This window comes from Litorivita sp. NS0012-18 (genome assembly GCF_040371945.1).
GTDB lineage: Bacteria > Pseudomonadota > Alphaproteobacteria > Rhodobacterales > Rhodobacteraceae > Litorivita.
Genome location: NZ_BAABWS010000002.1, coordinates 367,281 through 380,036, shown reverse-complemented (window position 1 = coordinate 380,036; position 12,756 = coordinate 367,281). Strand labels below are relative to the sequence as shown.

Genomic DNA, 12,756 nt, shown 5'->3' with positions numbered 1-12,756 from the left:
GCGCCGCTATTGCGAGACGGCGCGGTAGAGTTGCGGATCGCCGATCACCCCCTCGACATTTGGCAAATTATCCGCCGCCTGCATGGCGGCAATCGCGGCCTGAAAGGCCGTGAGGCTTTCCCATTGGGCTACGTTGATCATCGCATATCTGGCATCGGGCGACAGGGCGCGGTGCAGCGTGGTTGAAATATAACCGGGCTGCGCGGCCATGAAATCGCGGGCGCGTTGCCACATGGCGAGCGCCTCGTCTTCCTTGCCTGCGGGCACGATGAAGGGGTTGATCAAGGTGACGGGCTCGGGGGCCGATTGTGCGGTCATGCTTTGTGCGGTCATGGGCTGCGCTCCGGTGAGGGTGATGAGGGCGAAAACGGCGGCGATGATCGGGTGTCTCATGGCAAGGCGTCCCCTTGCGGCGCAGAAGGGCGCGACCGGCCCAAGGGTGGCCACATCCGTGCAAGCAGCCCGTCCTTGAGGATGAAATGATGATAGAGCGCCGCGCCGATATGCAGCAGCGCCAGCGCGATCAAGAGCCGCGCCCCGATGCCATGCGCGGCGCGCGGCGCGAGCCTGTCAAAGTCCGGCAATGGCCCCTCGGCGCCGTCAAACAGGATCGGCCCCATCCCCGAGAGGATAAACATCGCCAGCCCAGATCCCGCCGCCATGAGCAAGACCGGATAGAGCCCCAAATGCACCGCCCGCGCCGCGCCGCGCTGCCAGCGCGCACCGCCCTTGTGGGCGGCGGGTTTGCGGTCAAAGAGGATGCGCCACAAGATGCGCAACACCAACAAGAGCAGAAGGTTCAAGCCCAAAGGCGCATGGAGCATCAGCCACGCCGCCTTGGTGCTTTCATCCGCTGCGCTGGCCGCCAAAAAACCGGTGACGATGAGCGCTGCAAGCAGCACGGCCATGAGCCAGTGCAAGAGGATGGCGATAGAGCCGTATCGCGACGCGGTGCTTTTGATCGGCATGGGTCTCTCCCTATCGTGTGATGCGGCGCTTTAGCTGCCTTGCAACCGGTCCGCGATGGCCGCGGTGAGGTCCGCCGCGGCGGTGATCTGCCCCTCGGCAAGCCCCTGCACCAGCGCCTCGGCCCAGATGACTTGGCGCTGCGCCGCTTGGTCCAGCACCTGCGCGCCCGTCTCGGTCAGCGCCACCAGCTTGGCGCGGGCATGATGCGGGTTGGGCCGCAATTCGACCAATCCCGCCTTTTGCAAATCATTGACGATGCGCTGCACCGCTTGGCGGCTCAGCCCCATGTCATCGGCGATCCACGCGACGGGGCGCGGGTCGGGTTTGAGCGCGATGCCGCCCATGACCTGCCACCGCGCGCTGGTCAGGCCGATATCGGCGACAAGCGCATCGCTCGCCGCCAAAAGCGCCCCGTTGAGGCGAAAGACTTCCAAGATGAGCCGTGTCATCGCGGCGGCTTGCGTCGATTCTGTGGGTGTTTGCGTTGTCATGGTAGCATATCACCATATTGACAACATGTTGTCAATATGGTGACCACAAGGAGTCAAACCCCCACCTTGCCGTGATTTGATGCACTACAATACACAATAAAATCAATAGGCTGCCGCATTTCCGAGCCATCGACGCGCCAGATACGAAAACGGGGCGCCCGCGATTGGGACGCCCCGTTGCCTGTGTTTATCGCCATACCCCGGCGATCTGCTCAATCACTGCTCGAAACCGTCGTGTTCGAAACCGGTCCGGCGCGGCGGCCTGCGCCTAGTAGATGTAGCGGATCTGATCGCTCCAATAGCGTTCAACGCGGCGCAAGGAGGTGGTGATCTCATCCAAGCCCGTCGGGCCAAGAACGCCCTCGGCCTCCAGCCCCTCGGCGTGGCGCGCGAAGAGTTCGGAGACGACGGTGCGGATATGGCGGCCCTTTTCGGTCAGGCGCACACGCACCGAGCGGCGGTCGATCTCGCAGCGCTGGTGATGCATAAAGCCCATTTCCACCAGTTTCTTGAGGTTATAGCTGACGTTGGAGCCTTGGTAATAGCCGCGGCTTTTCAATTCGCCCGCCGTCACCTCGTTGTCGCCGATGTTAAACAGCAAAAGCGCCTGCACCGCGTTGATCTCCAGAACGCCGACCCGTTCGAATTCATCCTTGATCACATCAAGAAGCAGGCGGTGCAGCCGTTCGACCAACGCAAGCGCGTCGAGATAGGCCGCCATGAAACCCTGTTCCTCGGCAATTCCGAGAGGCTTGTTCATACTCATACTTGTCTCCGTAGGTTGGCCGCGTCGGCGCATTTCGCAAGGGTCATCGCCCGTATCCCGAAGGACCCTGAGGCAAAACATCCAACATTCCGTTAAACGGAGGCAAAGACGCCTAAAATGCGAGCCATTTCGTGGATAAGGCGCGCGCGCGCCGCCCCGCGCGCCACGGCAGGGGCGCGGCAAAGACAGGGTAAGGCATGTAAAAGATTGGAAAAATCCGGCACCGCGTCAGGCGCCGCTGGCGCCCGCATGGGCGGCGACGCGGCGCAACATGGCGTCATGGGCGGCAGGCGGGGCCACTTGGCCGGTCACCCATTGGTAAAGATCTTGGTCATTTTCGCTCAAGAGCAGGTCATAGGCCTCCAGCTCCTCGGCGTCCATCTGGTCGAGATGGGCCTTGGCGAAACCCTCGAGGATGATATCCATTTCCTTGATTCCGCGCCGCATGGAGCGCAGTTTGAGCCGCCGCACGCGGGTGTCGCGGTCCTCGTTTCGGGCGCGGTAGGCCCCTTCGTGCAAGGCATGGGCATGGGCGGCGTCTTGCACCGCTTTGGCGGCGTCGGGTTTCATCGGCGTGTCGCTCATCGGGCTTCGTCCTTCAACGTGCTGCGCAAGGATTTCTCGAGCCGCCCGAGCCGGTCAACGGCTTTGGACAGCTGCCCCTTTAGATCGCGGATTTCGGTCAAAATGCCAAGCACATCGTGGCTCAGTTCGGGATCATTCTCCTCCGGTCCGCCCGCGCCTTCGCCGGTGATCAGCCAGATCAAAGGCACGTTCAACAGCCCCGCGATCATTTGCAACCGGTTGGCGCGCGGCTCGGACAGATCGTTTTCCCATGCGCGCAATGTCTTGAGCTTGACGCCGAGCCGTTTGGCCATCTCTTGCTGGCTCATCTGGCTGATCTCGCGCGCACCGGCGAGGCGGTCGCCAAAGGTCGTGGTTTCAGGGTCGAACCAATCGGCGTCCGCGGCCCTCTCCGCCCCTTCGAGTGCGGGCGCGTCATGATCGGCGGCCTCCGGATCGGCACCGTCAAGGACCGGATCAGAAGCGGGATGGGTGGGTGTTTGGCTCATATTATCCTCATCGGGGTGCGGTTCAGGGCGCTTTGGCGCATAATCTGGGCGCAGCGGCGCAGATTTGGCGCGCGCCATTCTCTTCGCGCTTGAACGCCCGTTGCGCCAAGCCTAAGACATGACGCGATGGAACACAAACCAAGGCCTGATGTGATGAGCTTCCTTTCCAAATCCCTCGAGCGCGTAAAACCCTCTCCGACCATCGCCGTGACGACCATGGCGGCAGAGCTCAAAGCGGCGGGGCGTGATGTGATCGGCCTTGGCGCGGGCGAGCCGGATTTCGACACGCCGCAAAACATCAAGGACGCAGGGATCGCCGCGATCACGGCGGGCAAAACCAAATACACCGCCCCCGACGGTATTCCCGAACTCAAGCAGGCGATTTGCGACAAGCTCAAGCGCGACAACGGGCTTGAGTATGTGCCTGCGCAGGTCTCGGTCGGCACGGGCGGCAAGCAGATCCTTTATAATGCGCTGATGGCGACGCTGAATGCGGGCGACGAGGTGGTGATCCCCGCGCCTTATTGGGTCTCCTACCCCGATATGGTTTTGCTGGCGGGCGGCGAGCCTGTTGCCGTCGAGGCCAGCCTCGAGACCAATTTCAAGATCACCCCCCAGCAGCTTGAGGCGGCGATCACGCCCAAAACCAAATGGTTCATCTTCAATTCGCCCTCGAACCCGACTGGCGCGGGCTATACGCGCGATGAGCTCAAAGGGCTGACCGATGTGCTGTTGCGCCATCCGCATGTCTGGGTGATGACCGATGATATGTATGAGCATCTGGTCTATGACGATTACGAATTTTGCACCCCCGCGCAGGTCGAACCCAAACTCTATGACCGCACGCTGACCTGTAACGGCGTGTCCAAAGCCTATGCGATGACCGGCTGGCGGATCGGCTATGCGGCGGGGCCGAAAGAATTGATCGGCGCGATGCGCAAGATCCAGTCGCAATCGACCTCCAACCCCTGCACCATCAGCCAATGGGCGGCCATCGAGGCGCTCAATGGTCCGCAAGATTTCATCGCCACCAATAACGAGATGTTCAAACGCCGCCGCGATCTGGTGGTCTCGATGCTCTCGGCGATCGACGGCGTGACCTGCCCCGTGCCCGAGGGGGCCTTTTACGTCTACCCGTCGATTGCGGGGCTGATCGGCAAGACCTCCAAAGGCGGCACGGTGATTGCCGATGACGAGGCCTTTGCCAAGGCGCTGCTCGAAGAGACCGGCGTGGCGGTGGTCTTTGGCGCGGCCTTCGGCCTGTCGCCCTGCTTTCGGGTCAGCTATGCCACATCCGATGCAAACCTGACCGAAGCCTGCACCCGCATTCAGGACTTCTGCGCCGCGCTGACCTAAGCGCGCAGCGCCGCCCCGCGCCGCCTTCGTCTTTTTGGGGGCGGCGCGCTAAAGTGCGCTAAAGGTTGAAAAACCCCGCGCGGCGCGGCACAGTCGACGCAACAAGACCAAAACGACAGGCGAGCGCCCCCCATGTCCGATCTTCCCGACTATTATTTTCGCGTCCGCGACAACGGCGCTTTTGTCTTTCGCGTAGATACGGAAAACCGCCAGCGGCGCATCGATATGGACCAGATCGCGGTGGTCAATATCCGCAATGGCGAGATCAAACCCCATGGCGACCGCAGCCTGTCGCAAGGCGATGTCGAGGCGATCAAGACTTGGATGGAAGAGCGGATGTCGGTTCTGGCGGCGCGCGATATCGACGATATCTACCGTGCGGTCGACTACCTCAACACCACCACCCATTGGGCACAAAGCAAGGCCACCGATGCGCAGCTTGACGCCGTGACCGATGCGCTTTTGCTGGCGATGCATGACCTGCGCACGGTGCTCGTGCGCAAAAAAGCCGACCGGATTTTGAAGCCGCAATAGGCGCCGCGCCTTACGCGGGCGCGCCGACCTTGGGCGCGGCCACGCGCCAGAACCGCCACATCATCGCCACCCCCGCAAAGGCCAATCCGACCGCAAGCCCGAGCCACAGCCCGACCCCGCCAAGGCCAAAGACAAAGCCCAACAAATAGCTGGCCGGAACGCCGATGAGCCAATAGCTCACCGCCGCGATCACCATCGGCACCCGCGTGTCATGCAGGCCGCGCAGCAATCCGATGCCCATGACCTGCGCCGCATCGACCAATTGGAACACCGCCGCCGCCGCCAAAAGCACCGCGCCGATGCGCACCACCTGCGCGCGGTCCGGATCATCGGCCGATAAAAACAGCCCCACCAGATCGGCGCCGAAAATCACAAATCCCAAGGCCGTGAGGATCGCCACGCAAAGCGACATGGCGATCACCACCCGCGCGCCGCGTTTGAGCCCCGCGCCATCGCCGCGCCCCATGGCGCGCCCCGCGCGCACCGTCGCCGCATTGGACAATCCCAAATGCACCATGAAGGTCAGCGAGGTGATCTGTAGCGCGATCCCGTGCCCCGCCAGAACCAAAGTGCCCAGCCATCCGGCCATCACCGAGGCGGCGGCAAACAGCCCCACTTCGGCCAGATTGGAAATCCCGATCGGCCAGCCAAGGCGAAACACCGCGCCGAAAGCCTCCCAATCGGGGCGCCAGATGCGCGAGAAAATCGCATGTTGCGGCACTTTGATCCAGATATAGGCGATCAGCGCCAGCATCGAGAAAAGCGTCGCCAGAAGGCTGCCGATGGCTGCGCCCAAGACCCCCAATTCGGGCAGGCCCCAAGCCCCGAAGATCAGCGGATAATTGAGCAGCGCATTGAGCGGCAGCGCGATCAGCGTGATCCAGAGCACCACCTGCGTGCGCTCCAAGGCCGCGAGGTAGTTTTTGAGCACCATCACCACCAGCGCGGGCAGGATCGTAAAGCCCAGCACCGACAGGTATTCCCCCGCCAGCGCCGAGGTCTGCGCCTCCTGCCCGATGGCGAGAAAGAAATGCTCGGACAACAAGAACAGCGGCAAGGTCGCCAGCCCGAAAAGCAGCGATATCCAAAGCCCCATGCGCGCGGCGCGGCGCACTTCGCTTTCGGCGCCGCGGCCCATGGCCTCGGCCACCATCGGCATGACGCCAAAGGCAAATCCCGATCCCATGATGAAGAGCACGAAAAACAAGGTGCCGCCCAGAACCTCGGCGGCCAAGGCCTCGACATCATAGCGGCCCAGCATCACCGCATCGATCAGGTTGATCGCATATTGCGCCACATGGCTGCCGATCAGCGGCAAACCCAATGCACCGACCGCGCGGATATGTGCGCGCGTGCTCAAGGCAGGCGCGCCGAGATCGGCATCGGGCGCGGGAGGCGCGGGCATTGTATGCGGGGGCTGGCTCATGGCGCTGGCTTACACAAGCCCCGCAGGTGCGGCAAGCCGGACAAATACCGTAGCGGCGCGGGGCCGATGGGGCCCGCGCCGAATTCTCACCCCGCGCGCCTCAAATCAGCCGCAGCACCATTTGCCCCGCGATGACGGCGATCATCGCGCCTGCGAGCAGCTCGGCCAAGGCAATCGCCCGCGCCGCCGCCCCGCCCGCCAAACGTGCCAGCGCGCCTTCGCGCATCAGCGCCGCCGCCACGGCCACGGCGATGGTGACGCTGGCCGTGCCCAGCCCCATGATAAAGGCCCCCGCCACACCGGCGGCAAAGAGGTCCATCTTCCACGTCAGGATGAGCAAAAACACCGCCCCCGTGCAGGGCCGCACCGCCACCGCAGCGACCAGCGCCGCAGCATCGCGCAGCGAGCGCAGGGCCATGACCTCTTCGATATCGGGGCCGTGCTTATGGCCGCAATCGCAGCTGCCCCCGTCCGCATGCCTATGGGTATGCGGATGGGAATGCGTATGGCTATGCGCGTGAAGGTGGTCCTGAGCGTCATGCCCCTCATGACCGTCCTGACCGTCATGCCCCTTCGCCGACACTCCGCCGCGCCTCGCGTCCTGCGCACGCCGCGCCGCCCAGAGCCGCGCGATTTTGCGCGCGCCGCGCGTCATCAACCACAGGCCGATCGCGGCAATCGCCCCATAGCTGACCGGTTCGAGATAGCGGTCGGCGGCCTCGGTCAACTGGCTGCGCCCCCAGCCGAGGATCGCAATGCCGCCCGCGACCAAAACCACCGCTGTCGCCGCCTGTGCCAGCGACGAGACCAGCGCCAAAGCCGCCAGCCGCCGCATCGGCACGCGCCGCGCCATGCCGTAGCCGCCGATCACCAATTTGCCATGACCTGGCCCTGCGGCATGGAAAAACCCGTAGGCAAAGGCCATGCTCCACAGGCCGATCAGCGCCCCCGCCTCGCCCGCCTTGAGGCTGCGCAGCGCCTGCGCCATGGTGGTTTGCACCTCGCGCTGCCACGCGGCGGCCCAGCGCGCCACGCCCTCCATACCGCCCAAACCCCACAGCCAATAGGCCAGACCGAGCGCCGCGCAGAGCATCACCGCCGCCCAAAGACCGGGCAGTTTCAAGAGGCCGGATCGCATGAGATCACAACCGTATCGGCAAAAAATTCGCCCACCTCGGGATAGTCATCGGCCGAGGCCGAGCGCCCGCCCAGACGCGATTCCACCTCGGCATAGGCGCGCTCCAGATCGGGTTTGCGCAAGACCCCGCGGCACGGCGCGGGCGCCTCGATGCGGCCGGAGATTTCATAGGCGGTATAATATGTCGGATCATAGGCGCGCAGCATGACGCCGCCCGCAGGCTGCGCCGCGAGGGGGCGAAAATGCACCGTGGTGATCTTGCCGTCCTTGAACCGCGCGCCGCGCCCTTGCGGCGCGCCCAGCGCCAGTTCGCGCGTTTCGACCTCGGCGCCTGCCCCATCGGCCGTTTCGGCCCCACCGGCCGCTTCGGCCTCATCCGCCGTTTCGGTCCCTGACGGCCCCTGCGCTTGGCCCGCCTCCAAGGCGCGCAGCGCGTAGAGATCACCGGCAAATCCCGCATCCCATTGCAAATCGAACCCGTCCAGCCTTTCGATCTCGTCAGGGCGCAAGACCCCGTCGTAATCATCGTCAAGCTCCATGTCTTCGAGCACCAAGAGCGAGTAAAGCTCGTCATAGGTCCATGTGACCTCGACCCCGATCAGGCGACCCTCGCCGTCCAGTTCCAGCTTGAGACCGGTTTCGACGAAAATATGCGGATGGGCGGCGGCGGGCGCGGCGGTAAAGCCGCCCGCACAAAGCGCCGCCGCAACGCTCAAGGCGGCGGCGGACATCCGGCGCGGCGCGCGCGGCGCAAGAAAGAGACGAGAAAACCCCATGGGCAAATCTCTACCGCAGAGACGCCCGCCCGCAAGGGGGAAATCGCGCCGCCCGCGCAATCGGCGCGCGGCGCGGCGGCATTTCGCCGTTATCTGCGCCGCTGGTCGGGATGCAGCGCCGCGCCAAGGATATGGCCCGAATTATGGATCACATGCTGCGCCGAATGGACGATCTTGGGGTCAGGCGCATGGGCGATATGCAAATCCTTATCCGGATAATCGAGGGTCGACAGAAAATGCAGCATGCAATTGAGCCGCGCGCGTTTCTTGTCGTCGGATTTGACCACGGTCCAAGGTGCATCGGCGGTGTCCGTATAGAAAAACATCGCCTCTTTGGCCTCGGTGTAATCGTCCCATTTGCCAAGGCTGGCCTTGTCGATCGGGCTGAGCTTCCAGCGTTTGAGCGGATCGGTCTCGCGGCTGGCAAAACGGGCGCGCTGCTCGTCTTGGGTCACCGAGAACCAGTATTTATAAAGCCGGATGCCCGAACGGGTGAGCATCTGTTCGAGCTGCGGCGTCTGGCGCATGAATTCGAGATATTCGGTCGGCTCGCAAAACCCCATGACGCGCTCGACCCCCGCGCGGTTATACCAGCTTCGGTCATAAAGCACCATTTCGCCCGAGGTGGGCAGATGTTCGAGATAGCGCTGGAAATACCATTGGCCGCGCTCTTCATCGGTGGGTTTGTTGAGCGCGACAACGCGGGCCGCGCGCGGGTTGAGATGTTCGGTAAAGCGTTTGATCGTGCCGCCCTTGCCCGCCGCATCGCGCCCCTCGAAGAGCAGCACGAATTTCTGCCCCGTCTGATGCGCCCAATGTTGCACCTTCAAAAGCTCGGCCTGCAATTTGGCCTTTTGCCCCTCATAGGCGCGGCGCGACAGGCGTTTGTCATAGGGGTAATCGCCCGCCTCGAAGGCGCGGCGCAGGCTGCTGACCTCTTCGGCCGCAGGCGCGGCGGCGGGCGCAGCGGGCGTAGCGGCAGGCTGATCGGCCTTTGGCGTGGCGGGTTTGGGGCCGTCTTTGGGGGCGGTTTTGCTTTGGGCTTGGCTCATGAACTCTTCCTTTTTGCACGGGCTTTTTGCGCGGGATTGCGCGCGCAGACGCAGCATCGGGCCGCAAGGGGCCTTGCCAAACCTGCCTTCGCCGCGCCGCTTTGCGGGACCGGTGATGATTGGGTGCATTCTAGCGCAAGAGCGCCGCGCCCCGCCTTGATGCGGATCAAAGGCAAAGCCGCGCACCTCCCCCGCGCGCCCCGCCCGAGCGCCCCGCCTGCGCAGAGGGCAAAACCGCGCAAAAGGCGCGGCAATTGTCTTTCCCCCGCGCGGCCAAGCTGCCATAATACCCGCCAATCAAGCATAATGAGCAGCAGACATGTCAGACGATCTTCTCGCCGGAACCGAAAGCTCCACCTATGACGCCTCCTCGATCGAGATTCTCGAAGGTTTGGAGCCGGTGCGCAAACGGCCCGGCATGTATATCGGCGGCACCGACGAGCGCGCGCTGCACCATCTGGTGGCCGAGGTGCTCGACAATTCGATGGACGAGGCCGTAGCGGGCCATGCCAACCGCATCGAGGTCGAGCTTTTGGAGGATTACTCCATCGTGATCCGCGACAACGGGCGCGGCATTCCGATTGATCCGCACCCCAAGTTTCCCGACAAATCCGCGCTCGAAGTGATCCTTTGCACCCTGCACGCGGGCGGCAAATTCGGCGGCGATGCCTATCAGACCTCGGGCGGTTTGCACGGGGTCGGCGCCTCGGTGGTCAATGCCTTGTCCGACAGTATGGTCGTGCAGGTGGCGCGCAACAAAGAGCTGTTCGAGCAGCGTTTCTCGCGCGGCATCCCGCTTGGCCCCGTCGAGAAAATCGGCGCCGCCCCCAACCGGCGCGGCACCACCGTGACCTTTCACGCCGACGAGCAGATTTTCGGCGCCCACCGGTTCAAACCTGCGCGTTTGTTCAAATCCATCCGCTCCAAAGCCTATCTGTTTTCGGGCGTGGAAATCCGGTGGAAAACGGCGATCAATGACGGCGAAACCCCGCTGGAGGCGACCTTTCACTTCCCCGGCGGTTTGGCCGATTACCTCAACGAGACGCTGGGCAAATCCTCGACCTATGCCGATGCGCCCTTTGCCGGCACCGTCGATTTCAGCGAACGGTTCAACACGCCGGGCAAGGTGGAATGGGCGATCAACTGGACCCCTGCGCGCGACGGTTTCATCCAGTCCTATTGCAACACCGTGCCGACCCCCGAAGGCGGCACCCATGTGGCGGGGTTTTGGGCGGCGGTTCTCAAGGGCATCCGCGCCTACGGCGAGCTGTCCAACAACAAAAAAGCCGCGCAGATCACCCGCGAGGATCTGGTCGCGGGGGGCTGTGCGCTTGTGTCATGCTTCATCCGCGAGCCGGAATTCGTCGGCCAGACCAAGGACCGCCTTGCCACGGTCGAGGCGCAGCGTTTGGTGGAAAACGCCGTGCGCGACCATTTCGACAACTGGCTGGCCGCCGATACCAAAGCCGCCGGTGCGATCCTCGATTTTCTGGTGCTGCGCGCCGAAGAGCGGCTGCGCCGCCGTCAGGAGAAAGAGACCCAGCGTAAGACCGCGACCAAAAAACTGCGCCTGCCGGGTAAGCTGACCGATTGCGCCACCAATTCGCGCGAGGGCACCGAATTGTTCATCGTCGAGGGCGACAGCGCGGGCGGCAGCGCCAAAATGGCGCGCGACCGCAAGACCCAAGCGCTCTTGCCCCTGCGCGGCAAAATCCTCAACGTGCTGGGCGCGGCCAGTTCCAAAATCGGCACCAACCAAGAGATCAACGATCTGTGCCAAGCCATGGGCGTGGGGCTGGGCACGAAATTCAACATCGACGATCTGCGCTATGACAAGATCATCATCATGACCGACGCCGATGTCGACGGGGCGCATATCGCCGCGCTGCTGATGACGTTTTTCTTTACGCAAATGCGCCCGATGATCGACGCGGGGCATCTCTATCTGGCCTGCCCGCCGCTCTTCCGGCTGACCCAAGGGGCCAAACGGGTCTATTGCATCGACGAGGCCGAGCGCGACGCGTGGCTTGAAAAAGGGCTGGGCGGCAAGGGCAAGATCGACGTCTCGCGCTTCAAAGGTTTGGGCGAAATGGACGCCAAGGACCTCAAGGACACCACGATGAACCCCGAAACGCGCCAATTGATCCGCGTGACCATCGACGAGGACGAACCAGGAGAGACCGGCGATCTGGTCGAGCGGTTGATGGGCAAAAAGCCCGAACTGCGGTTCGAATACATCCAGCAAAACGCGCAGTTTGTCGAGGAGTTGGATGTTTGAGGCACGGCCTCAGGTCTTGCGATAGAGCGTATATTCCTCAAAGACCGTGCGGAAGTAATTCACGATCGGGCGGTCGCGGAACAGACAGACCTTGTAGTTGAAGGATTTCTCCTCCCCCACGGCCCAACCGACCAAGGCCTCCGAACTGCCGTCGGAAAACTCGATGATGATCATCTGCTGCACCGGCGCCAAAGCGTAATCCACTGCGTATAGCTCGAAGGTTCCGGCCCCGTCGGTTTCCAGAACACGGGCCGCCGCTTTCATAAAATCATCGGCCTGATTGGTGCTGGCCAGTGTCTCATGGATGATCCGAACGTCCCCGCCGCGCTGCAGCACGCCCAAAATCTGTTTGTCATGCTCGTCGACCATGGTCTTGAAGGTGCGCGACGAGGGGCTGTCGAGCGTGCCAAGCCGCGTATTCCAAACCGACACCGCATTTTGCAAGACCGAATTCACATAGCGCGTCGCATCCTTTTCCGAGCTATAGATCGTATAGCCCGCCTCGAAAGGCGCCCCGACGCGCAGGGTTTCGATGATCTCTTTCTTGGTGGCATCAAGCTTGCGCCGGTAGGCGACGCGATCAAAAATCAAATGGGTGCCAAGTCCGGCCACAACCCCCAACGCGACGCTCTCGGCATTGGCGGTTCCGAGGCTGGCGGTGATGACGAAAACCGCGGCGCCCAAAAGGATCGAGACGAAAAACGCAATCGCGTGGTCTTTAAGTTCTTGGCCCATTGCGCGCTAAAATCGCCTTGTGAAATCCGGTTGCGAAAACCTTAAGTCCCGCCTTGGCAAATTGCAAATAAAGCGTGGCGCCGCCTGTGTCTGTGGCTGTGGCTGTGGCTGTGGCGATGCCTGTGGACTTACCTGCGCCGCGCACCCACGCCGCGTTTTGCC

14 protein-coding genes are annotated in these 12,756 nt (G+C 63.0%); 3 read left to right on the top strand and 11 right to left on the bottom strand.

Annotated elements, in window-relative coordinates; genetic code table 11:
• Window positions 1-6: 6 nt before the first annotated feature.
• The 6 genes from ABWV64_RS11490 to ABWV64_RS11465 all read right to left on the bottom strand — a co-directional run bounded on the left by ABWV64_RS11490 (window position 7) and on the right by ABWV64_RS11465 (window position 3,299).
• The gene (locus tag ABWV64_RS11490; protein WP_353345313.1) at window positions 7-393 is read right to left on the bottom strand and encodes an antibiotic biosynthesis monooxygenase family protein; all 387 of its coding nucleotides are present in this window, start codon (window positions 391-393) and stop codon (window positions 7-9) included.
• On the bottom strand, window positions 390-968 hold the full coding sequence (locus tag ABWV64_RS11485; RefSeq protein WP_353345311.1) for a cytochrome b: 579 nt from the start codon (window positions 966-968) through the stop codon (window positions 390-392). Before ABWV64_RS11485 ends, ABWV64_RS11490 begins: the two co-directional genes overlap by 4 nt.
• Window positions 969-998: 30 nt before the next feature.
• Window positions 999-1,460: a MarR family winged helix-turn-helix transcriptional regulator gene (locus ABWV64_RS11480; protein ID WP_353345309.1), complete on the bottom strand. Its 462-nt coding sequence runs from the start codon at window positions 1,458-1,460 to the stop codon at window positions 999-1,001.
• Between the two features lie 268 nt (window positions 1,461-1,728).
• Window positions 1,729-2,226: a MarR family winged helix-turn-helix transcriptional regulator gene (locus ABWV64_RS11475; RefSeq protein ID WP_353345307.1), complete on the bottom strand. Its 498-nt coding sequence runs from the start codon at window positions 2,224-2,226 to the stop codon at window positions 1,729-1,731.
• 228 nt (window positions 2,227-2,454) lie between these two features.
• Complete coding sequence (locus tag ABWV64_RS11470; RefSeq protein WP_353345305.1) at window positions 2,455-2,811, bottom strand: succinate dehydrogenase assembly factor 2; 357 nt, start codon at window positions 2,809-2,811, stop codon at window positions 2,455-2,457.
• Window positions 2,808-3,299: a helix-turn-helix domain-containing protein gene (locus ABWV64_RS11465; RefSeq protein WP_353345303.1), complete on the bottom strand. Its 492-nt coding sequence runs from the start codon at window positions 3,297-3,299 to the stop codon at window positions 2,808-2,810. Before ABWV64_RS11465 ends, ABWV64_RS11470 begins: the two co-directional genes overlap by 4 nt.
• A 153-nt stretch (window positions 3,300-3,452) precedes the next feature.
• Between ABWV64_RS11465 and ABWV64_RS11460 the strand changes: the two genes are divergently transcribed.
• Together ABWV64_RS11460 and ABWV64_RS11455 are read left to right on the top strand one after the other, a co-directional pair.
• Window positions 3,453-4,655, top strand: coding sequence for a pyridoxal phosphate-dependent aminotransferase (locus tag ABWV64_RS11460; RefSeq protein WP_353345301.1), 1,203 nt, complete (start codon window positions 3,453-3,455; stop codon window positions 4,653-4,655).
• A 132-nt stretch (window positions 4,656-4,787) separates the two neighbouring features.
• Entirely contained in the window at window positions 4,788-5,189 is a 402-nt protein-coding gene (locus ABWV64_RS11455; protein WP_353345299.1) for a hypothetical protein, read from the top strand.
• Between the two features lie 10 nt (window positions 5,190-5,199).
• Here the strand turns inward: ABWV64_RS11455 and ABWV64_RS11450 are convergent, their stop codons facing one another.
• From ABWV64_RS11450 to ppk2, 4 genes are all read right to left on the bottom strand, one after another.
• Window positions 5,200-6,615, bottom strand: coding sequence for an MATE family efflux transporter (locus ABWV64_RS11450; RefSeq protein ID WP_353345297.1), 1,416 nt, complete (start codon window positions 6,613-6,615; stop codon window positions 5,200-5,202).
• Between the two features lie 100 nt (window positions 6,616-6,715).
• Window positions 6,716-7,753, bottom strand: coding sequence for a nickel/cobalt transporter (locus tag ABWV64_RS11445; RefSeq protein WP_353345295.1), 1,038 nt, complete (start codon window positions 7,751-7,753; stop codon window positions 6,716-6,718).
• Window positions 7,735-8,529, bottom strand: a complete 795-nt coding sequence (locus tag ABWV64_RS11440) for a DUF1007 family protein (protein ID WP_353345293.1) — start codon at window positions 8,527-8,529, stop codon at window positions 7,735-7,737. The genes ABWV64_RS11445 and ABWV64_RS11440 overlap by 19 nt, the downstream gene beginning before the upstream one ends.
• 89 nt (window positions 8,530-8,618) lie before the next feature.
• Window positions 8,619-9,581: a polyphosphate kinase 2 gene (gene ppk2 / locus ABWV64_RS11435; protein ID WP_353345291.1), complete on the bottom strand. Its 963-nt coding sequence runs from the start codon at window positions 9,579-9,581 to the stop codon at window positions 8,619-8,621.
• 319 nt (window positions 9,582-9,900) lie between these two features.
• Here ppk2 and parE point away from each other — a divergent pair, with 319 nt between their 5' ends.
• On the top strand, window positions 9,901-11,859 hold the full coding sequence (parE, locus tag ABWV64_RS11430) for a DNA topoisomerase IV subunit B (protein ID WP_353345289.1): 1,959 nt from the start codon (window positions 9,901-9,903) through the stop codon (window positions 11,857-11,859).
• 9 nt (window positions 11,860-11,868) lie between these two features.
• On the opposite strand, the gene ABWV64_RS11425 is transcribed toward parE, so the two are convergent.
• On the bottom strand, window positions 11,869-12,594 hold the full coding sequence (locus ABWV64_RS11425; RefSeq protein WP_353345287.1) for a hypothetical protein: 726 nt from the start codon (window positions 12,592-12,594) through the stop codon (window positions 11,869-11,871).
• Window positions 12,595-12,756 lie beyond the last annotated feature (162 nt).

What these genes read in the sequence shown, in the direction of transcription:
- ABWV64_RS11490 (WP_353345313.1), bottom strand. Translation starts at nt 393, where the DNA reads ATGAGACACCCGATCATCGCCGCCGTTTTCGCCCTCATCACCCTCACC.
- ABWV64_RS11485 (WP_353345311.1), bottom strand. Translation starts at nt 968, where the DNA reads ATGCCGATCAAAAGCACCGCGTCGCGATACGGCTCTATCGCCATCCTC.
- ABWV64_RS11480 (WP_353345309.1), bottom strand. Translation starts at nt 1,460, where the DNA reads ATGACAACGCAAACACCCACAGAATCGACGCAAGCCGCCGCGATGACA.
- ABWV64_RS11475 (WP_353345307.1), bottom strand. Translation starts at nt 2,226, where the DNA reads ATGAGTATGAACAAGCCTCTCGGAATTGCCGAGGAACAGGGTTTCATG.
- ABWV64_RS11470 (WP_353345305.1), bottom strand. Translation starts at nt 2,811, where the DNA reads ATGAGCGACACGCCGATGAAACCCGACGCCGCCAAAGCGGTGCAAGAC.
- ABWV64_RS11465 (WP_353345303.1), bottom strand. Translation starts at nt 3,299, where the DNA reads ATGAGCCAAACACCCACCCATCCCGCTTCTGATCCGGTCCTTGACGGT.
- ABWV64_RS11460 (WP_353345301.1), top strand. Translation starts at nt 3,453, where the DNA reads ATGAGCTTCCTTTCCAAATCCCTCGAGCGCGTAAAACCCTCTCCGACC.
- ABWV64_RS11455 (WP_353345299.1), top strand. Translation starts at nt 4,788, where the DNA reads ATGTCCGATCTTCCCGACTATTATTTTCGCGTCCGCGACAACGGCGCT.
- ABWV64_RS11450 (WP_353345297.1), bottom strand. Translation starts at nt 6,615, where the DNA reads ATGAGCCAGCCCCCGCATACAATGCCCGCGCCTCCCGCGCCCGATGCC.
- ABWV64_RS11445 (WP_353345295.1), bottom strand. Translation starts at nt 7,753, where the DNA reads ATGCGATCCGGCCTCTTGAAACTGCCCGGTCTTTGGGCGGCGGTGATG.
- ABWV64_RS11440 (WP_353345293.1), bottom strand. Translation starts at nt 8,529, where the DNA reads ATGGGGTTTTCTCGTCTCTTTCTTGCGCCGCGCGCGCCGCGCCGGATG.
- ppk2 (WP_353345291.1), bottom strand. Translation starts at nt 9,581, where the DNA reads ATGAGCCAAGCCCAAAGCAAAACCGCCCCCAAAGACGGCCCCAAACCC.
- parE (WP_353345289.1), top strand. Translation starts at nt 9,901, where the DNA reads ATGTCAGACGATCTTCTCGCCGGAACCGAAAGCTCCACCTATGACGCC.
- ABWV64_RS11425 (WP_353345287.1), bottom strand. Translation starts at nt 12,594, where the DNA reads ATGGGCCAAGAACTTAAAGACCACGCGATTGCGTTTTTCGTCTCGATC.